Annotated in this window: 16 protein-coding genes; 14 read left to right on the top strand and 2 right to left on the bottom strand. The window is 33.3% G+C overall.

Annotated features, from left to right (window positions below; genetic code table 11):
• The 5 genes from parC to ACX9TM_RS18095 all read left to right on the top strand — a co-directional run bounded on the left by parC (position 1) and on the right by ACX9TM_RS18095 (position 7,394).
• On the top strand, positions 1 to 2,424 hold the full coding sequence (parC, locus tag ACX9TM_RS18115; protein ID WP_001147464.1) for a DNA topoisomerase IV subunit A: 2,424 nt from the start codon (positions 1 to 3) through the stop codon (positions 2,422 to 2,424).
• A gap of 223 nt (positions 2,425 to 2,647) precedes the next feature.
• Positions 2,648 to 3,679: an oxidoreductase gene (locus ACX9TM_RS18110; protein WP_063220548.1), complete on the top strand. Its 1,032-nt coding sequence runs from the start codon at positions 2,648 to 2,650 to the stop codon at positions 3,677 to 3,679.
• A 220-nt stretch (positions 3,680 to 3,899) separates the two neighbouring features.
• Positions 3,900 to 5,132 carry a tyrosine-type recombinase/integrase gene (locus tag ACX9TM_RS18105; RefSeq protein WP_000156041.1) on the top strand — a complete coding sequence of 411 codons (1,233 nt, stop codon included), beginning with the start codon at positions 3,900 to 3,902 and terminating at the stop codon, positions 5,130 to 5,132.
• The gene (locus ACX9TM_RS18100; protein WP_001096999.1) at positions 5,119 to 6,999 is read left to right on the top strand and encodes a site-specific integrase; all 1,881 of its coding nucleotides are present in this window, start codon (positions 5,119 to 5,121) and stop codon (positions 6,997 to 6,999) included. Before ACX9TM_RS18105 ends, ACX9TM_RS18100 begins: the two co-directional genes overlap by 14 nt.
• Positions 6,999 to 7,394: a DUF6262 family protein gene (locus ACX9TM_RS18095; protein ID WP_000002619.1), complete on the top strand. Its 396-nt coding sequence runs from the start codon at positions 6,999 to 7,001 to the stop codon at positions 7,392 to 7,394. The genes ACX9TM_RS18100 and ACX9TM_RS18095 overlap by 1 nt, the downstream gene beginning before the upstream one ends.
• 130 nt (positions 7,395 to 7,524) lie before the next feature.
• Here ACX9TM_RS18095 and ACX9TM_RS18090 read toward each other — a convergent pair whose 3' ends face one another.
• Positions 7,525 to 7,968, bottom strand: coding sequence for a VOC family protein (locus tag ACX9TM_RS18090; RefSeq protein ID WP_000171342.1), 444 nt, complete (start codon positions 7,966 to 7,968; stop codon positions 7,525 to 7,527).
• A gap of 59 nt (positions 7,969 to 8,027) precedes the next feature.
• Between ACX9TM_RS18090 and ACX9TM_RS18085 the strand changes: the two genes are divergently transcribed.
• Positions 8,028 to 8,996 (top strand): helix-turn-helix transcriptional regulator, encoded by a 969-nt coding sequence (locus tag ACX9TM_RS18085; RefSeq protein WP_063220813.1) that lies wholly within the window; start codon positions 8,028 to 8,030, stop codon positions 8,994 to 8,996.
• Between the two features lie 94 nt (positions 8,997 to 9,090).
• Here ACX9TM_RS18085 and ACX9TM_RS18080 read toward each other — a convergent pair whose 3' ends face one another.
• The gene (locus ACX9TM_RS18080) at positions 9,091 to 9,693 is read right to left on the bottom strand and encodes a TetR/AcrR family transcriptional regulator (protein WP_002041614.1); all 603 of its coding nucleotides are present in this window, start codon (positions 9,691 to 9,693) and stop codon (positions 9,091 to 9,093) included.
• 155 nt (positions 9,694 to 9,848) lie between these two features.
• On the opposite strand from ACX9TM_RS18080, the gene ACX9TM_RS18075 reads away from it, so the two are divergent.
• From ACX9TM_RS18075 to ACX9TM_RS18040, 8 genes are all read left to right on the top strand, one after another.
• A complete protein-coding gene (locus ACX9TM_RS18075; RefSeq protein ID WP_063220814.1) occupies positions 9,849 to 10,742 on the top strand; it encodes an ABC transporter ATP-binding protein in 894 nt (297 codons plus the stop codon).
• Positions 10,735 to 11,541, top strand: a complete 807-nt coding sequence (locus ACX9TM_RS18070; protein ID WP_001041427.1) for an ABC transporter permease subunit — start codon at positions 10,735 to 10,737, stop codon at positions 11,539 to 11,541. The genes ACX9TM_RS18075 and ACX9TM_RS18070 overlap by 8 nt, the downstream gene beginning before the upstream one ends.
• Before the next feature lie 203 nt (positions 11,542 to 11,744).
• On the top strand, positions 11,745 to 12,278 hold the full coding sequence (locus ACX9TM_RS18065; RefSeq protein ID WP_000864729.1) for a sigma-70 family RNA polymerase sigma factor: 534 nt from the start codon (positions 11,745 to 11,747) through the stop codon (positions 12,276 to 12,278).
• 12 nt (positions 12,279 to 12,290) lie between these two features.
• Complete coding sequence (locus tag ACX9TM_RS18060) at positions 12,291 to 13,289, top strand: hypothetical protein (RefSeq protein WP_063220815.1); 999 nt, start codon at positions 12,291 to 12,293, stop codon at positions 13,287 to 13,289.
• A 17-nt stretch (positions 13,290 to 13,306) separates the two neighbouring features.
• Positions 13,307 to 14,344, top strand: coding sequence for an LCP family protein (locus tag ACX9TM_RS18055; RefSeq protein WP_000526726.1), 1,038 nt, complete (start codon positions 13,307 to 13,309; stop codon positions 14,342 to 14,344).
• 204 nt (positions 14,345 to 14,548) lie between these two features.
• Positions 14,549 to 15,811, top strand: coding sequence for a dicarboxylate/amino acid:cation symporter (locus tag ACX9TM_RS18050; protein ID WP_001223628.1), 1,263 nt, complete (start codon positions 14,549 to 14,551; stop codon positions 15,809 to 15,811).
• Positions 15,812 to 16,157: 346 nt separating this feature from the next.
• The gene (locus ACX9TM_RS18045; RefSeq protein WP_000730163.1) at positions 16,158 to 17,861 is read left to right on the top strand and encodes a peptide ABC transporter substrate-binding protein; all 1,704 of its coding nucleotides are present in this window, start codon (positions 16,158 to 16,160) and stop codon (positions 17,859 to 17,861) included.
• Positions 17,862 to 18,158: 297 nt separating this feature from the next.
• The gene (locus ACX9TM_RS18040) at positions 18,159 to 19,874 is read left to right on the top strand and encodes a peptide ABC transporter substrate-binding protein (RefSeq protein ID WP_063220816.1); all 1,716 of its coding nucleotides are present in this window, start codon (positions 18,159 to 18,161) and stop codon (positions 19,872 to 19,874) included.
• Positions 19,875 to 20,004: the final 130 nt, after the last annotated feature.

Raw genomic sequence — 20,004 nt, 5'->3', positions numbered from 1 at the left:
ATGCAAGCAGAGAAGTTTCATGACCTCCCGCTTGAAGACGTGTTAGGTGATCGCTTTGCACGTTATAGTAAATATATTATTCAAGATCGTGCACTTCCAGATGCGCGTGACGGCTTAAAGCCAGTACAAAGACGTATTTTATATTCTATGTATGTAGAAGGTAATGTACATGATAAAGCGTTCCGTAAGTCAGCTAAAACAGTCGGTAACGTTATTGGTAATTATCATCCACATGGTGATTCCTCTGTATATGAGGCGATGGTACGTTTAAGCCAAACTTGGAAAGTACGTAATGTTTTAGTTGAAATGCATGGTAATAACGGTAGTGTTGACGGGGATCCAGCAGCAGCAATGCGTTATACGGAAGCTCGTTTATCACCAATTGCATCTGAGTTATTACGTGATCTTGATAAAGAAACAGTAGAATTCGTATCAAACTTTGATGATACGAGTGAAGAACCAGTTGTATTACCAGCAGCGTTCCCGAATTTATTAGTGAACGGATCTACAGGGATTTCCGCTGGTTATGCAACAGAAATTCCTCCGCATCATCTTGGAGAAGTTATTGATGCTACAATGATGCGTATTGATAAGCCAAATAGTACTGTTGATGATTTATTAACAGTTATGAAAGGACCAGATTTCCCAACAGGCGGTATTATTCAGGGGATTGATGGTATTAAAAAGGCGTATGAAACTGGTAAAGGTAAAATTATTATTCGCGGAAAAGCAGAAGTTGAAACAGTGCGTGGTGGGAAACAACAAATTGTAATCACTGAAATTCCTTACGAAGTGAATAAGGCAAACCTTGTAAAGAAAATGGATGAATTACGTCTAGATAAAAAGTTAGATGGTATTGCCGAAGTGCGTGATGAGACAGATCGTACTGGTTTACGAATTGTTGTTGAATTAAAGAAAGAAGCAAACGCCGAAGGTATTTTAAATTATTTATATAAAAATACAGATTTGCAAATTCCATATAACTTTAATATGGTAGCGATCAATAATCGTCGTCCAACACTTATGACATTACCGAAAATTTTAGATGCTTATATTGGACATCAAAAAGAGGTTATTACGAGACGTTCGCAATATGAATTAAGAAAAGCAGAAAATCGTCAACATATTGTAGAAGGTTTAAAGAAAGCATTATCGATTTTAGACCAAGTAATTGAGACAATTCGAGCTTCAAAAGATAAACGTAACGCGAAAGATAATTTAAGTGCAAAATTTGGCTTTACAGAAGCACAGGCAGAAGCAATTGTTTCCTTGCAATTATATCGCTTAACGAATACAGACATTACGGCGTTACAAGAAGAAGCAGATGAGCTTAATAAGAAAATTATTGAGCTACAGGCAATTTTACAAAGTGAAAAAAGATTACTTCAAGTAATTAAAACTGATTTAAAGAGAGTTAAGAAAACGTATAGTGATGATCGACGCGCGATTATTGAAGATCAAATCGAGGAAATTAAAATCGATGTAGAAGTGATGATCCCACAAGAAGATGTCATCGTTACTGTAACGAAAGAAGGATATGTGAAACGTACTGGATGGCGCTCACATAATGCCTCAAACGGCAAAGACTTCGGTATGAAAGAGGGTGACATCTTACTTGAACGATTCGATACGAATACGACAGAGACAGTCCTCTTATTTACGAATAAAGGAAACTATATATATCTGCCAGTATACGAAATGCCAGATATTCGTTGGAAAGATTTAGGTCAGCACGTTGCTAATATCGTTTCACTCGACCGGGATGAAACAATCATTTGGGCAACGGTTGTACCGAACTTTGAGGAAGAAAAACGATTTATCGTATTTGTAACACGAAATGGTATGATAAAGAAAACAGAATTAAATCAATATAAAGTTCAGCGTTATTCAAGGGCATTCGTTGCTGTAAACTTGAAAAAAGATGATGAAGTTGTCGATATATTTGCGACAGATGGAACGAGTGATATTGTTCTTGCTACACACGGTGCATATGCACTTATTTTCCATGAAGAGGAAGTAAGTCCAGTCGGTGTAAGAGCTGCTGGAGTGAAAGCAATTAATTTAAAAGAAGATGACTATGTCGCTTCTGGTAAACCGTTAAATGGTGACAAAGATCAACTTATTCTCGTAACACAGCGCGGTGCTGTAAAACGCCTAAAAGCATCAGAAATTGAGAAATCAACGAGGGCGAAGCGAGGTCTTGTTATTTTCAAAGAATTAAAACGTAATCCGTACCGCATTGTCGGTATTGAAATCGTTCGGGACGATGAATTAGTTTACATGAAGACAGAGAAAAACATTGTAGAAGAAATTGATCCGAAAGCGTATCGAAATAAAGACCGGTATAGTAATGGTAGCCTTGTGCTAGATGTTAATGATACTGGTGAAGTAGTAGAAACGTGGACGAAGAAAAGACCAGAATAAAGAGGGCATCTTGCTATGAATAGTAGCAAGATGCTTTTTTCTAGGCAATTTATTATGTAAATAATAATAATCTTGTTATAATAACTAAATGAAATCGTTCTCATAAAGTTCAACTAATCGGGCTTTAACAAGCAGTTGATTCCTCACCTAATTCCTTAGCTTTCACTGAATTTTGGGTTAGGAATCTTACTGCTCGTTAAAGCGGCACAAATGGAGGGGCAACATGAAAAAAATAGGTGTAGGGATTGTAGGATTTGGTTTTTCTAGTACGACATTTCATATCCCACTATTACAAACAATAGAAGAATATGATATTCGTGCTGTATTATCCTCAAAAGAAGAGGTAGTAAAAGACACATTACCAAACGCTAATGTTGTTAGTACAATTGATGAATTGGTGAAGCGAGCTGATGTTGACTTAGTTGTTATTACATCACCTAATACAACTCATTTTCCATATGTAAAAGAAGCAATTTTAAAAGGTAAGCATGTTGTTGTAGAAAAACCATTTGTTGTCTCAATTGAAGAAGGGGAAGAGCTTATTTCATTAGCAGAGCAGCATAATGTAATGTTAAGCGTATATCATAATCGTCGTTTTGATAATGATTTCTTAACAATTAAGAAATTGTTAGGAGAAAACAGAGTAGGGAATGTATACGCATATGAATCGAATTTTGATCGTTTCCGTCCACATGTACGTGATCGATGGAGAGAAAAAAATCTACCAGGCTCCGGTATATTATACGATTTAGGATCGCATTTAATTGACCAAGCGTTATCAATATTCGGGAAACCAGATGCGATAAGTGCAGATGTAATAAAACAACGACCAGGTGCAGAGGTGGATGATTATTTCCACATAGTACTTCATTACGGAGTTAAACGTGTCATTTTACGTAGTAGCAGTTATGTGAAAAAAGCTGGACCACATTTTATAGTGCATGGAGAGAAAGGTTCTATCGTGAAGTACGGTATGGATTCGCAGGAAGAGCAATTAAAAAATGGAATGAAGCCAGGTGATAACGGTTATGGAGTAGACGATGAAGAGAATTTTGCTACTTTAGAAACAGAAGAAAGCTTAGAGCGTATTCCAACAGAAGTCGGTTGTTATGACAATTATTATCAAGGTGTACGAGATAGTATATTAAATGGTGAGGAACTACCTGTAACAGCAAAAGAAGGTTTAGATGTTATTAAAATGATTCAATTAGCGATTGAAAGTAGTGAAAAGGGTAGAGTCATTTCTATAAAATAAAAAGACACGAAATTCTTAAAGACATATGAATAATAAGAGTAAAGATAGTAAGGATTGATTATCCCTACTATCTTTTTTTATCTAAACGGATAAATTTAAAATACATAGTAATAATAGATACTTTATGTTATTATCTGAATATTATATATATTATTTTTATGGAGGAAGACGTAGCCTCTGTGCGAGGACCTTGAATTTAAGTAAAGGAGTTAGTAGCTAAATGACAATATCTCGTAAGGAAAAAACAATAAAGGATAAATGGCATGAGATTGTATCTGTTAGAGAAGCACAAACAGGTAATGGGACAATGTACTATCTTATGGATGAAAACTTAGATTTTATACTATTAGTAAAAGAATATCTCGATATGATACAAGCAAGAGCAATACGAGAAGTATCTCCTAATACGATAAAAACATATTGCTACAACTTATGGTATTTCATTGTGTATTTGAAAATAAAGGGTTTGGGTATTTTGGACCTAGATGGAAAACCTGATATTCTTACTAACTTCAAATTATGGCTCAAGAACCCGTATAGATTTTATGAAAATGTAGAGATGCTAGATTATGAATACGTTGAAGACGACCTTAAAGTTTCTACTGTCAATGCCATCGTAGATAGGGTAAGTTCTTTATTCCTTTGGCTTAAAGCTAGTGGGAGGATTAAAGACAATCCTGTTGTGTATCGTAATGTCATGGTTACAAATGAGATGAGAGATAAAGATATGTTATCCCACACTCGGAAAAGCAGGACTGTTCAGAAGAACACTTTAAAATCAAAAGTTCCTCATATTATTCCTAAGACCATTGATCAAAAGGATTTTCAGACGTACCTGAAGGCAGTCAATCTCTTACGAGATAAAATCATTCTCTTAACTCTTAAAGAAGGAGGGGTAAGGTCTGGTGAGCTTCTTGGAGTAAAGCTTGAGGACATTGATTATGGCGAGCAAGGCATACATATTCGTTTCAGACCAGACAACGAAAATGGATCAAGGGCTAAGGCTGGGTATGGCAGGGACAGGTTTGTTCATCTCCCACCTGACCTTATGATTTTGATAGATAGATATATTAGTAGCTATTGGGTGAACAGTGACCCTGTTACTGATTTCCTGTTTGTTGTGGTTAATAGTAATAATCCTATGGATAATGGAAAGCCGATGAAGAAATCGACACTTACCTCCACCCTTAATCATTACAACAGGAAAACAGGGATTAAACTGAACACCCATAAACTAAGACACACGCACGTTACTGAATTAGCAAGAGAGTACATCAGTAAAGGTGAGCCTATCAACTGGAAGTATATCCAAGAAAGGGTTGGTCACAAAGATGTTGCAACCACGATGCAAATATATGCCCATTTAAATGCAGAAGACCATAAAAAAGAATACCAACGAATGAGTGAGTATAGAGAAGAGAAACGGAAGGAGCGAGAAAATGGCAAAAAATGAAGCAGCAAATTCATCAAAAGCAAATAACTCGAAGAGTTTGGGAACAAAGGCAACCTTTTCTCCTTTTCCTATTACAGCTATCGATACCTCTTGGATGACGAAGACACAGAAGAAGTTCTTCGAAGTCTTACAGCAATCTGAAAACCAAGATAAAAAGTATGACGTATTATCTAAATTAGCAGGATTTAAAAGCTCTGGTCCTTGGTATACAGCCATCAAAGATGAAAAGTTCGCTGAACTTTTAGAAAACATGGGTGTTCAGGTAAAACACTACGAAGATGACTACCCTCCCCATCACGAAGTTGAGTACATTAAAAACCCAAAAGAGCGAGAAGAATATCTCAAAGAAGATGTGTGGGATGTAAGAAGGTTATTTAAGAATTATCCAAAACATCTTTCTCCTGTTCAATTTATCGTTAAATTGACTAAATTGGAAAATATTCATTTACGCCCAACGGTAAAAAGGTATTTTGTAAATATGCTTGGAACTTGGGAAGCTAAAACGTTTAAAGAAAACATCCTATGCTTGAGTGATTTTTTTAGTATACTGCATGATAAATTTCCGAATATCAAATCTTTTAAGGAGCTAAATAGGCAGGAACATATCGAAAAAATTCTTCCTGACATATATTCACTTTCTAACTGCAAATCTATCAGAGCGATAATAACTACCCGTTCTATGTTCCGATACATGTACGAAAATAAATGGTCCGATGGACCAAAAACAGACGCTTTATTGATTAGTTATGATACGCCTAAAACGGTAGAAACCCTACCAAGACCCATTCCACCACATATTAAAATAAAATTGGATGATTACTTGGAAAATATAGTAATCCCCCTATTGGAAGATAGTGAGGAAACTCCCATTGTATCCCCGACTTATTGGGATTTAATTATCATTTTAAGATATACAGGAAGACGTTTTGAGGACATAGCTCACTTAATTGCAGATGGAAGTGATATTGATTGTTTGAAATATGATTTGGATGGAGATCCACAACTTTTCCTTGACCATCGTATTGCAAAAATCAAAAAAGATTTGGTCGTTCCATTAGCACATTTAAAAGACTCCAAAGGAAGAAATATAGTGGAACGGGCAATTTTACGCCAAAAGGAACGGGTAAAAGATTTACCTCCTACTTCTGATAAGCAAAAGTATTTATTTAGGGAAGTTATTACTTTCGTTCAAGAAAAAACTCTGATAACGGAGTCTGTTAGTTATGCCACTATTTATCATCATGTACTGTCTAAAATATGTAATCAAATCCCATTATCAGATATTGGTGCACAGTCTGGAGATATTTATAAAATAGCTTCACACCAGTTTAGGCATACAGTAGCCACCGAAATGATTGATGCAGGAGTCGATATATACGCTGTTAAAAACTTTTTAGGGCATTCATCAGTTAACATGACAGAAAAGTATATTAAGGTCTACCAACAACGTTTAAAAAAGGAGTTTAAAGATAAGCTTCTTAAATCTGATGCCACAGCAATTAAAGACAATCTCCCAGAGCAAGAAGAAACTTTCGGTGATAACAAATGGGTCAAAAACAAAATTATCGCTATTTTTGACCAAGGTGACGGATGTTGTGAGCATCCTTATAAGATGCCCTCCTGTCCTCATCAGGTGGCTTGTAAAACGTGCATTAAGAAAAAGATATTGCCGAGACATAAAAACGCAGTTATAGATACAATAGATGCCTTTACAACGCATTTAAACCAAGCGAAACAAATTGGACTAAATGAAAAAATTGAGGAATTTGACAAGGTAGTTCAGTTCTATCAAACCGCATTGGAAATCATTGAAAAGGGTGAAACATTCGATGCCTCAAAACATTTCTATACAGGAGGTGTCCATTAATGGCTAATATGAGTCCAAATACCTCTAAAATGGTTGAATCAAAGAAAATGGAAAGCAGGTTAAAGAAGCAAACTGTTTTAGCTGTTCTAAAGGAGCTAACGCTCCTTGATGATCCAATAAGTAACCCTATATCAAAAGCTGAAATTTGCCGTAAAGCAGGAGTAAGTAAAACGTTTTTGTACTCGTATCCAGAAGAACTTATAAAGCCAATTGATGAAGCAATAATAAAACAAAATCAGAAATTAAAGGTTATCACAAAAAAACAGACATTTAGTGAAAGTTCCAAGGACAAACTTATTGATTCCCTAAAAAGAAGAATAGGTAATTTAGAAGAAGAAAACAAAAAACTAAAAAGAGACAATTCTATTCTACTTGGAAAAATAGCGAATAAGTAAAAAAAGCCTGTATCGAAAATTACCAGGTAATCGTCGATACAAGCTTTATATTTTAATGTTTAATAATGGTTATATATATTTAACATATGGGTGTCTTTTTTATTAGGAATATGTGAATATGATTAATTAATTAGTTTAGTCGTTTATCATACATTAATTGGATTTGTATGCCATAAGGATCTTCAATAATACCATATGCTTCACTAAATATATTTTTTTCTAGCGGAGAGATTATTTTCACATGCTTATCGGAAATTAAATTATTATAAAACCGTTGTATTTCTTCTAAATTAGCGCTTTGAATGCAAAGTGACATGTTATTTCCAACGTTATAACGTTCATTATGCTTCATTGTATCTTCTGCTATCATTAGCTTTGTATTCCCAATTTGTAAAACAGAGTGAGCAATATGATCTTTATTTTCACTTGTAATTTTAAAAGAACTATCTCTTTTCGCCAGTTCTTCATACGTAACAATCATTAATTTTTTGGCTTCTAAATTACGTGTATAAAAGTTAATCGCCTCCTTTGCTTGCCCGTTCATTGAAAGAAAAATAGCTATCTCTAATGTCATAAATATATAACTCCTTTATTAGTTGATAATTATAATATAGATTAAAAAGGTTTCAATACATGATACCTTTTTGGGAGGGAAATATGAAAAAAATTGAACGAATAAATGACATGCTTATTTTCTTAAATAATAAAAGATATTTTAATTTAAAAGATTTAATGGCTAGATATGATATTTCTAAAAGTACTGCGTTGCGAGATATTCAATCATTGGAAGAAATAGGTGTACCCATATATTCTGAATTAGGTAGAAATGGAAGTTATAAAATTATAGAAAATAGTGTGTTATCGCCAATTTATTTTAGTGTGGATGAAATGTATGCGTTATACTTTTCAATTCTTACGCTAAATGGATACAAGACAAAACCATTTAATGTAGAAAGTATTGCGCTTGAAAATAAATTTAAACATGTATTACCTGATAATGTGAGTAAAAATATTTCAATTATGGAACGAACGCTTTCCTTTGAAGTAACAAATCATAGTAATTTTAGTCCGTTCTTAAAAGAAATTTTACAGGGAATTTTTGCTGAGCAAGTTTATCATTTAACATATTTAAAAAAAGGTGAGGAGAAAGCATTGGTTGCCCAATTTATTCGAATAGAATCTAAATTTGGCCAGTGGTATGCTAAAATCTTTAATTTTGAGACAAATCATGTTCAAATAATTAGATGTGATAAAATTCTTTCTATTGTGGAAACAAGCAATGTTCATCCAAAAAATCTTGAAGAATTATTAAGTTATCTTACTACCTTTCACAGAAAGTCTGATGCAATTGATTTTAGCGTCATTGTTAATCAAAAAGGAAAAGACATTTTTGATAAAGAGAATTACCCTTCCATGAGGTTGCAAAAGGAAAATGAAAATTACATTATAACAGGCTATTTTAACAAGCAAGAATCTGATTTTATTTCAAATTATTTTCTGAATTTCGGTGAAACGATTATTTCAATTCAGCCTGTTATGCTAAAAGAGTTAATCTATAATAAGGTGTTATCTATAAAGCAGCATTTAACTTCTTTAAGATAAAGTTAGTTTTAGCTATTTATTTGATATGAAAAAGCCCTTGAGATTTAAATATCCAAAGGGCTTTTTGGTGATTGTATTTGTTTTTTAGAAACAATTATTTTTCTGGGACGGACAGTCCATAAAAGAACATCGTAACGATATCTTTTATATGTTTTTCCCGATCTCCTTCAAGAAGTTGTGCTCCAAATTCATCACCTAATTTTGTAAACATTTGAATGTAAAGTAACATCATTTCTTTAGTAAGGTGTGGATTAATTTCGTTTTTGCGCTGAGCTTGTTCTAATATTTCTAAATACCAGGGTAGGATTTTTTCATTTTGATAACTATAAATAAACTTACGGAGTTCTTCGTCCCTTTGCATCATTTGTAGTAACATATCAGGTTGAAATAATCCGCCAGTATTCATTTTTCTTACAATCATTTTTTGCATCATATCATGAAAAGGTAATTTTTCTTCTGCAAGCTCTTTATAATATTGAAATTCAGATATGATAAATTCTTGTATAAGCTCCCTAAATAACGCATCTTTACTTCCGAAATGATTATAAATTGTAACTTGAGAAACGTTTGCTTCTTTTGCGATATGTTCTATTTTCACTTCATTAAATCCACGTTCTGAAAATAATACGAATGCTGCTTCTTTAATGGCACGCTTTTTCTTTTCTTTTACTCTTTCAAAGCCGTTCAATGCAATCACCTCACTTAAAATATACAAGAAAAAATAATGGAAAACAATAATTTTGAAATATGGACTAATAAATATTTCAAAAAGTTGTTGCGAATATGGAAGATGAGGAGTACAATAATTTTGAAATATCAAACATTAAATATTTCAAAAAATGAGGTGGAATTATGATTTCAGTTCAAGATGTCACAAAACAGTTTTCGAATGGAAAAGGTTTGTTTCATATTACATTTGATGTAAAAGAGGGAGAAGTATTTGGTTATTTAGGACCGAATGGTGCCGGAAAATCAACGACGATTCGTAATTTAATGGGATTTATAAAACCGACAGCTGGTAAAGCGACAATTTTTGGATTAGATTGTTGGAATGAAGCAGCGAAAATTCAAAGGGAAGTTGGTTACTTGCCAGGTGAAATTTCTTTTATTGAAGGAATGAATGGATTAGAGTTTTTAAAATTAATGCAGGGAATGCGTGGATTAAAGGATACGAAAAAACGAGATGAACTGATAGAGCGTCTGCAATTTGATGTGAAAACACCGATTCGCAAAATGTCTAAAGGAATGAAGCAAAAAGTAGGGATAGTCGCTGCATTTATGCACGATCCAGAGGTGTTAATTTTAGATGAACCAACATCTGGACTTGATCCACTTATGCAACAAGTGTTTATAGATTTAATATTAGAGGAAAAGCAAAGAGGAAAAACAATCCTAATGTCATCACATATTTTTACTGAAATTGAGAGAACTTGTGACAGAGTAGCTATTATTAAAGATGGTCGACTCGTAACGGTTGAAAATATTCACGATTTACAAAGTATGAGAAGACAGGTGATAGATGTAACAGTATCATCACAAGAAGAGATTGAGTCCCTTACAAAGTGTAATTTGCAATTTGAAGCGGTAAAAGGTAGAGAGGCATCTATCATTGTACAAGGAAACTATCAAATTGTTTTACAAACACTTTCAAACTATAATGTAACGGCACTTCAAACGAGAGCGATGGATTTAGAACATTTATTTATGCATTATTACGATAAGAAAGAAGGGGTAACGCATGAATAAGCAATTATTTTTAGCTAGTTTGAAAGAAACACAAAAAAGTATTTTGAGTTATGCGTCTGGTGCAGCTTTATATCTGTGGTTATTAATTTGGATATTCCCGTCAATGGTATCAGCGAAAGGGCTAAATGAATTAATAGCTGCCATGCCTGATAGTGTGAAAAAAATCGTTGGTATGGAAAGTCCGATTCAAAACGTAATGGATTTTCTAGCGGGCGAATACTATAGTCTATTGTTTATTATCATTTTAACAATTTTTTGCGTAACAGTTGCGACACATTTAATTGCTCGTCATGTAGATAAAGGAGCAATGGCATACTTGCTAGCAACACCTGTATCTAGAGTGCAAATTGCGATTACACAAGCTGCTGTTCTCATATTGGGACTTCTAATTATTGTATCTGTTACGTATGTAGCTGGGTTAGTAGGTGCAGAATGGTTTTTACAAGATAACAACTTAAATAAAGAATTATTTTTGAAGATAAATGTAGTCGGAGGGCTCATATTTTTAGTCATTAGTGCGTATTCATTTTTCTTTTCTTGTATATGTAATGACGAAAGAAAAGCACTAAGTTATTCAGCGAGTTTAACTATTTTATTTTTCGTATTGGATATGGTAGGGAAGTTAAGTGATAAGTTAGAATGGATGAAAAACCTATCATTATTCACGCTGTTTCGTCCGAAAGAAATTGCTGAAGGATCATATAATATATGGCCGGTAAGTATAGGTTTAACTACTGTAGCGCTTTGTATTTTTATCGTAGCGATTGTATTATTTAGGAAGAGGGATTTACCGTTATAGAGTAGAAAGTCCACTGAGAAAGTGGGCTTTTTTTATTTGTAAATTTAAACTAGTATGTTTATCGCATAACACTTATAAAGGATATTTATCTTTTTAATTAAGAAAATATTCAAAAAAATGAACCTTTTTCTAGGTTCATACGTCTAATACATGTAAAGTTAAATTGGAAGTGATGAAGTGAGGATGAAACAGGAGGAGCAATTGTGAAAGTAATCCCTTTATATAAAATGATTGTAAAAGAAGAAACGGATGTTTCTTTAGCGAAAAAAGGTGATCATGAAGCCTTTATAGCGCTTATACATACAGAAAAAGCGAAGATGTATCGAATAGCAAAGGCGATGTTACGTGATGAGACAAATATAGAGGATGCGATACAGACAACAATTTTAAAAGCCTATGAAAATATAAAAAAATTAAAAAAAGAAGAATTTTTTCAAACTTGGTTAATTCGAATACTAATAAATGAGTGTAACAATATTATTAGAGCGTATAAAAATGTAATTGTGACAGAAGAGAATGATTACATTATGAGTGCGTGTGATCAGTATGAAGATATAGATTTGTGTAATGCGATTCAATCGTTACATGAAGAATTAAGAGCTGTTACGGTGCTTTATTACTATGAAGACATGCATCAAGAGAGTATAGCAAAGCTGTTAGAAATACCGAAAGGAACAGTGAAATCAAGATTATCACGTGCGAGGGAACAACTACAAAAACGATTAAAGATGGAATAGGGGGTGTAAAGGATGGATAATGAAAAATTATTTGATGAGAAATTAAAAAAGAGAATAAAAGATGAAAATGTTATAGTACCTCCAGAGTTAAATGAAAAGATTAATAGCACGCTACATAATCTTAAGGTAAAAAAGAAGAGTTACAAAATTCATATGATGATAATTAGTGCAGCGGTTTGTATACTTTCAGTGGTATCTATGACTGAGTTTTCTATACAAAGTTTTGCGCAAAATGGTGGAGTATTTGAATATGTAAAGAAAAAAGCGTTTTCTGATTATGAAAATGAAGAAGAAATAAAATCGAATGTACATTATCCAGATAAAGAAAAGATTCATCAAAAAATGCTAGATTCTATTGATTATTTTAAAAATATTTCAGGACAATTTGAGGAATATTCTAGCTCATCAAGAATTGCTACAACATATAAGTATGCGATTGATACGGAGAAACAAAGAGGTATCTCTTCGAAAGAAGATAAACTAGCCAAAAAACGAACAATTATATATAACGAGGGGAAGAAAAAAGAGTTTGATGATGAGAAGTATACCTATAAAGAGACAAAATGGAACCCGAAAGAAAGAAACAATGAACTATTAAAATTAAATCCTACGGAAAGGTTAGTGAGAAAATCAGATGAGAAAAAGAGATATGATGATGAATATGTAGGGCTAGCTAAATATAGTATTCAATCAGAATTCGCAGATTTATTAATTCGATATAAAGATTGGAATTATAAAGAAACGAAATATCTTGGATTAGATTGTTACAAAATTGAAGGAGTTATAAACATAGAGATGCCTGTTAGCACCTCTGAAGATTTAAGAGGGAAATTCGAAATGGTTGTGGAGAAAAATACAGGGATTATGTTGAAATTTCTTAGTTTTCAAGAAGGCTTGATTCAATATTCAGTTACGACTGAATGGATACAAATAGATAAGGGATTGAAAGAAAGTATGTTTCAAAAGGATAGCGCTAAATATGAAAAAATGAAAAACATATTGGATGAATAGAAACAGGAGGAGAGTAAATGGGGAATCATTCATCTTTAAGAGAAGAGAAAAATAAGCAAAAATATAAAAAGAAAAAGATAATAAGTTTACTACTGGCGGTATTACTATTTGGTGGAATTGGCTATGGGGCCTATGTATATATGAAAACTTCTAGTCTTGTACAAAAATCTAATTTGAATTTAGCACGAGGTGAAAAATCCAATTTACGTGAGAAATCTGTAAAGCCAATTGCAAATCATGTTTCACTTTTAATTATGGGAATTGATGAAAATCAAGAACGACAAAAGGAATATAATGGTGCATTTCATACAGATGCATTATTGTTAGCGACTTTTAATAAAGACGATAAAACAGTGAAATTAACGAGCATACCGCGTGATACATATACATATGTTCCAGTTGAAAAGAAAAAAGATAAAATAACCCATGCATATGGAAGTGGTTTCGTTAAAAATGGTAAAGATGGAGGACCGCAAGCTTCTGTGGAAGCGGTAGAAAAATTGTTACAGGTGCCTGTTGATTATTTTGTGAAATTTAATTTTGGTTCCTTTACTAAAATTGTTGATGGGTTAGATGGTATTGAAGTGGATGTCCCAGTTGAATTTACGGAGCAAAATAGTAAAGATGAACCTGATGCGATTCATTTGAAAAAAGGATTACAAAAATTAAATGGGGAAGAAGCACTTGCACTAGCAAGAACGCGCCATATTGATAGTGATGCAATGAGAGGACAGCGCCAACAACTTGTTATTGAAGCGATTTTAAGTAAATTAAAAAGTGTAGGATCGATTACGAAGCTAGAAAAAATAGTTGAGGCGGTTGATGGTGATTTTAAAACAAATTTAGTAATGGATGATATTTTATCTTTTTATAAATACGGTTTAAACGGTTCAGTTGAAAAAATACAATTAGCTGGTGATGATTTATACTTACCTAATGGCCCAAACGGGCAACGTGTATATTATTATAATCCTAATAAAAAAGATCTACAGAGTTTGAGTAATACTCTTAGAACACATCTAGGATTAAGTGAAAAACAGATTGAGGAGAATTAAAGCAGATGTAATGTCTGCTTTTTTATTACGTTAAATAGTATGTCTTTTATTCGTGAATATTATATACTATTTTCAAGTTTAAGATAATAGTGTAACATAAAGTTATAGTTTAAGTTAAATAACAGGGGGGCTATTACATAGAATATATCATTAGCAATTATTGAAATAGTATGGGAGAAATGAAAATACAGGGGAGTATCAAAAATGAGAATCGTAAAGAATTTAACATTCCAAGTTATTGTGGCCATTATTTGTGGTATTGCAGTAGGGGCAATTTGGCCGAGTGTTGGACAACAAATGAAGCCAATTGGTGAAACATTCATCAATATGATTAAAATGGTTATTGCACCGATTATCTTTTTAACAATTGTGCTCGGTATTGCAAGTATGGGAAGTATGAAAAAGGTAGGCCGTGTTGGTGGGAAGGCACTATTATATTTTGAAATTGTTACAACAGCGGCTTTAATTATTGGTATCATCGTAGCGAATGTTGTACGTCCAGGAGATGGATTAGATCCCTCAAAACTAAAAGGCGGAGATGTTTCGCAATATGTACAAAGTGGGCAAGAAATGAAATGGATGGATTTCTTTTTACATATCGTGCCGTCTAACATGTTTGAAGCATTTGCCAAAGGTGATATTTTACAAGTTCTGTTCTTCTCCATTTTATTCGGAGCAGGGTTAACGATGTTAGGAAAAAATGGACAACCGGTTATTGACTTTTTTGAAAGATTATCGAAAGTATTTTTTAACATTTTATCAATTGTAATGAAATTAGCACCAGTTGGAGCATTCGGTGGGATGGCATTTACAATTGGGAAGTATGGTTTAAGCACGCTCATACCACTTGGTAAATTAATGATTTGTGTATATGCGACAATGGCATTATTTGTTTTTATTGTTTTAAATTTTATTTGTAAATTGTATAAATTTAGTTTGTGGAAATATTTAGCGCATATTAAAGAAGAATTACTTATTGTTCTCGGGACATCATCGTCAGAATCAGTACTGCCGCGGATGATGACAAAGATGGAAGACTTCGGGTGTTCGAAGCCGGTAGTAGGTTTAGTCATTCCAACAGGTTACTCTTTTAACTTAGATGGAACAACGATTTATTTATCAATGGCAACTATATTTTTAGCGCAAGTTTTTCACGTCGATCTTTCACTAGGTCAACAATTAACTATAATAGCTATTTTGTTAGTTACATCTAAAGGAGCAGCAGCAGTAACCGGCGGGGGATTCATTGTACTAGCATCTACCCTATCGGCAATGAATGTTATCCCATTAGAAGGTTTAGCGTTATTACTTGGTGTAGATCGTTTCATGTCAGAAGCACGTGCTATCGTTAATTTAATTGGTAACGGTATTGCAACTGTAGTTGTTGCGAAAAGTGAAAATGAATTTGATGATGAGAAGTATACGAGAGTAGTAGAGGAAATGAAAAGAGAAAAAATGGTCGGGTAAAAAGTCAGCTTTGCTGACTTTTTTATTTTTGTAGAAAAGATGTTTTTAGATATATGCATTATTTATTAGCAATAATTAACAAGTATTCAAGTGGTAAATGAGATGAAAGTGATTAAAACAACGAATGTGTATGAATGCGAAATAAGGTTTGAACAAAATATGGAATTTTTATGAATATTACTGTAAAAAAATAATTTTTTAAAAATTTTCAATAATAATACTTTACAAAAATTAAAAAATTAGTAGAATAAGAATTAGTAAGAATCGTCTGATAAATATATAGAGAAAAACAGAATTATCAGAAAATTCTTTAATAGCTATCGTTAAGAATTAGGGAGGGTACAAAATGAAAAAGAAACAAATGAAAAAACTAACAGCAGTTGTAGCACCGGTTTTAGCAATGAGCATGGCGTTAACAGCATGTTCTACATCAGGTGGAGATAAGAAGACAAGCACAAATTCTAGCTCTAGTGGAGATAGTAAATCAGGGGAAAAATTAGCAGCAAAACAAGTGTTAAATCGTACAGAAACAAATGAGATCCCAACAATGGATACTTCAAAAAATACAGATACATTAGGTTCTCAAATTTTAGGGAACACAATGGAAGGGTTATATCGATTAGATAAAGATAATAAACCAATCCCAGCTGCAGCAGAATCTAGTACGAAAAGTGAAGATGGTAAAAAATATACATTTAAACTACGTAAAGATGCAAAATGGTCAAATGGTGATCCTGTAACAGCAAAAGACTTTGCTTATGCATGGCAACGATTATTAGATCCAAAAACAACTGCAGAATATGCGTTTATCGCATTCCCAATTAAAAATGCAGAGGCGATTAATAAAGGTGAAAAACCAGTAACTGAACTAGGAGTTAAGGCGGTAGATGACTATACATTAGAAGTTGAATTAGAACAAGCGGTACCATACTTCTTAAACTTAGTAGCGTTCCCATCGTACTATCCATTAAATGAGAAGTTCGTAAAAGAAAAAGGTGATAAATACGGTTTAGAGTCTGATACAACAGTATATAACGGACCATTCGTTCTTACTGATTGGAAGCATGAGCAAGGCTGGAAACTAAAGAAAAATGATCAATATTGGGATAAAAAGACTGTAAAATTAGATGAAATCAACTATAGTGTAGTAAAAGAAATAAATACAAGGGTTAACTTATTTGATACAGGTGCAATTGATTTCGCACTTCTATCAGGTGAATTCGTTGACAAATATAGAAATAACAAAGAGGAGTTTGGCACATACTCACAAGTAAGTACATTCTTCTTACGTATGAATCAAAAACGTGGTGGACAAGATACACCATTAAAGAGTCAGAAATTACGTGAAGCAATCGCGCTTTCTATCGATAAGAAAAACTTAGCAAACGTTATTTTAAATGACGGATCTAAACCAGCAGACTTCTTAGTACCGAAAGGGTTAGCGACTGGACCAGACGGAAAAGACTTCCAAGAAACATTTAAAAATGGTATCAAACCAGATGCGAAAAAAGCTGCTGCGGCCTGGGAAGAAGCGAAAAAAGAACTTGGTAAAGACCAAGTTACAATTGAGTTATTAAACTATGATACTGGTAATGCGAAAAAAGTAGGGGAATATGTAAAAGACCAAATTGAGAAAAATTTAAAAGGTGTAACAGTTAATATTAAACTTCAGCCATTCAAACAAAAACTAAAACTAGAAACAGAGCAAGATTATGATTTATCATATGCTGGTTGGGGACCTGACTATGCTGACCCAATGACATTCTTAGATATGTTCCAGTCTAATCATTCTCATAACCAAATGAGCTTCGCTGATTCTAAGTATGATGATATGATTAAAAAAGCTGGCACTGAATTAATGGGTGACGCGAAGAAACGTTGGGAAGAGCTAGGAAAAGCTGAGAAATTACTTCTTGAGAAAGATGTAGCACTTGTACCTTTATACCAACGTGGTGATGCATATGTTCTAAAACAAAATATTAAAGGTATTGTAAAACATAATATCAGTCCGGAATATAGCTTTAAATGGGCATATGTAACTGAAAAATAATAGAGTTAAAAAAGCATTTCAAAGTAGCTAAGCTACTTTGAAATGCTTTTTTGTGAGCTTAAAATACTAATTTTTAGTATGGTTAAATAGAGGAGAATAAGGTGTATAGTATGTACATATAGTAGATGGGGGATAAATCCTACTAAAACAAAAAAGTCAGAATATTTAAAATTAAACTATTTACAAATGCGAAAAAAAGAGTAGAATAACATTAGTTGTAATTTTCCGAAAAATTAATCTTTAGTAAGGGGTCTCTCAAGGGTTGGTAATGTACATATAATTAGGGAGGGTACAAAAATGAAGAGAAAAAAGATGAAAAAGTTAACGGCAGTTGTGGTACCAGTTTTAGCGATGAGTGTTGCATTGACAGCATGTTCTGTGTCAGGTGGGGAAAAGAAAACGACTACTACATCAAATAGTGGGGAAGAAAAAAAATCTGATATTAAATATGCAGCGAAACAAGTATTAAATCGTACGGAAAACCAAGAAATTCCGACAATGGATACTTCTAAATCTACTGATACATTAGGTGCGCAAATTTTAGGGAACACGATGGAAGGCCTATATCGCCTTGATAAAGATAATAAGCCAATTCCTGCTGCGGCAGAGTCTAGTACGAAAAGTGAAGATGGTAAAAAGTATACGTTTAAACTGCGAAAAGATGCAAAATGGTCAAATGGTGATCCTGTAACAGCGAAAGATTTCGTTTTCGCATGGCAGCGCTTACTTGATAAGAATACTGCGGCAGAATATGCATTTATTGCTTACTATATTAAAAATGCAGAAGCGATTAATAAAGGGGAAAAACCTGTAACTGAATTAGGAGCGAAGGCGGTAGATGATTACACGCTAGAAGTAGAATTAGAAAAACCGGTACCGTATTTCTTAAATTTATTAGCATTCCCATCATACTATCCATTAAATGAAAAATTCGTAAAAGAAAAAGGTGATAAGTACGGTTTAGAAGCAGATACAACTGTGTATAACGGTCCATTCGTTATGTCTTCATGGAAACATGAACAAGGTTGGCAGCTGAAGAAAAATGATAAGTACTGGGATAAAAAGACTGTGAAATTAGAAGAAATTAACTATAGTGTAGTAAAAGAGGTTGCAACGAAAGTAAACTTATATGATACAGGATCAATTGATTTTACATTACTATCAGGAGAGTTTGTAGATAAATATAAATCGAACAAAGAAGAATATGGTGAGTATGCGGAATCAAGTACATTCTTCTTACGTTTAAATCAAAAACGTAACGGACAAGATACACCTTTAAAGAGCAAAAAACTACGTGAAGCAATTGCATTATCAGTTGATAAAAAAGGATTGGCAAATGTAATTTTAAATAATGGATCAAAAGCAACAGATCAATTGGTTCCAAAAGGACTTGCGACAGGGCCAGATGGTAAAGATTATCAAGATACATTTAAAAATGGTCTGAAATATAATCCGAAAAAAGGAGCAGCAGCTTGGGAAGCGGCGAAAAAAGAACTTGGAAAAGATCAAGTGACAATTGAATTACTAAGTTATGATGATGGAACTGCGAAAAAGATTGCTGACTATGTAAAAGATCAAATTGAGAAAAATTTAAAAGGTGTAACGATTAATACGAAAATTCAGCCATTCAAACAAAAATTAAAATTAGAAACTGCGCAAGATTATGAAATTTCTTATGCAGGTTGGAGTCCAGACTATGCGGATCCAATGACATTTATTGATATGTTTGAATCGAAGAGCCCGTACAACCAAATGAGTTATTCAAATCCAAAATACGATGAAATGGTAGGAAAAGCAGGTAATGAATTAATGAGTGATGCGAAAAAACGTTGGGAAACGTTAGGGAAAGCTGAAAAATTATTCCTTGAAGAAGATGCAGGGTTAGTTCCTTTATATCAAACAGGAAGATCGTACGTAATGAAACCGAATGTAAAAGGAATTGTGAAACATAACATCAGTCCAGAATATAGCTTTAAGTGGGCGTATGTAACTGAGGATGGCGGAAAAAAATAAAGTGAAAGCATTTCAAAAGTGGCTGAGCTGCTTTTGAAATGCTTTTTAGTATGTATAAGGGAATAAATCTCTTTAGCCTATTGAGAATTGGATAGGTGATTAGGAAGGTTCTATCTGAGGAAATTAGAGA

Source organism: Bacillus sp. LH1 (genome assembly GCF_057924895.1).
This window is presented reverse-complemented; position numbering and strand designations above follow the sequence as displayed.

Excerpts from the sequence above, each read along its gene's own strand:
- parC (WP_001147464.1), top strand. The coding sequence starts at position 1 with ATGCAAGCAGAGAAGTTTCATGACCTCCCGCTTGAAGACGTGTTAGGT.
- ACX9TM_RS18110 (WP_063220548.1), top strand. The coding sequence starts at position 2,648 with ATGAAAAAAATAGGTGTAGGGATTGTAGGATTTGGTTTTTCTAGTACG.
- ACX9TM_RS18105 (WP_000156041.1), top strand. The coding sequence starts at position 3,900 with ATGACAATATCTCGTAAGGAAAAAACAATAAAGGATAAATGGCATGAG.
- ACX9TM_RS18100 (WP_001096999.1), top strand. The coding sequence starts at position 5,119 with ATGGCAAAAAATGAAGCAGCAAATTCATCAAAAGCAAATAACTCGAAG.
- ACX9TM_RS18095 (WP_000002619.1), top strand. The coding sequence starts at position 6,999 with ATGGCTAATATGAGTCCAAATACCTCTAAAATGGTTGAATCAAAGAAA.
- ACX9TM_RS18090 (WP_000171342.1), bottom strand. The coding sequence starts at position 7,968 with ATGACATTAGAGATAGCTATTTTTCTTTCAATGAACGGGCAAGCAAAG.
- ACX9TM_RS18085 (WP_063220813.1), top strand. The coding sequence starts at position 8,028 with ATGATACCTTTTTGGGAGGGAAATATGAAAAAAATTGAACGAATAAAT.
- ACX9TM_RS18075 (WP_063220814.1), top strand. The coding sequence starts at position 9,849 with ATGATTTCAGTTCAAGATGTCACAAAACAGTTTTCGAATGGAAAAGGT.
- ACX9TM_RS18070 (WP_001041427.1), top strand. The coding sequence starts at position 10,735 with ATGAATAAGCAATTATTTTTAGCTAGTTTGAAAGAAACACAAAAAAGT.
- ACX9TM_RS18060 (WP_063220815.1), top strand. The coding sequence starts at position 12,291 with ATGGATAATGAAAAATTATTTGATGAGAAATTAAAAAAGAGAATAAAA.
- ACX9TM_RS18055 (WP_000526726.1), top strand. The coding sequence starts at position 13,307 with ATGGGGAATCATTCATCTTTAAGAGAAGAGAAAAATAAGCAAAAATAT.
- ACX9TM_RS18050 (WP_001223628.1), top strand. The coding sequence starts at position 14,549 with ATGAGAATCGTAAAGAATTTAACATTCCAAGTTATTGTGGCCATTATT.
- ACX9TM_RS18045 (WP_000730163.1), top strand. The coding sequence starts at position 16,158 with ATGAAAAAGAAACAAATGAAAAAACTAACAGCAGTTGTAGCACCGGTT.
- ACX9TM_RS18040 (WP_063220816.1), top strand. The coding sequence starts at position 18,159 with ATGAAGAGAAAAAAGATGAAAAAGTTAACGGCAGTTGTGGTACCAGTT.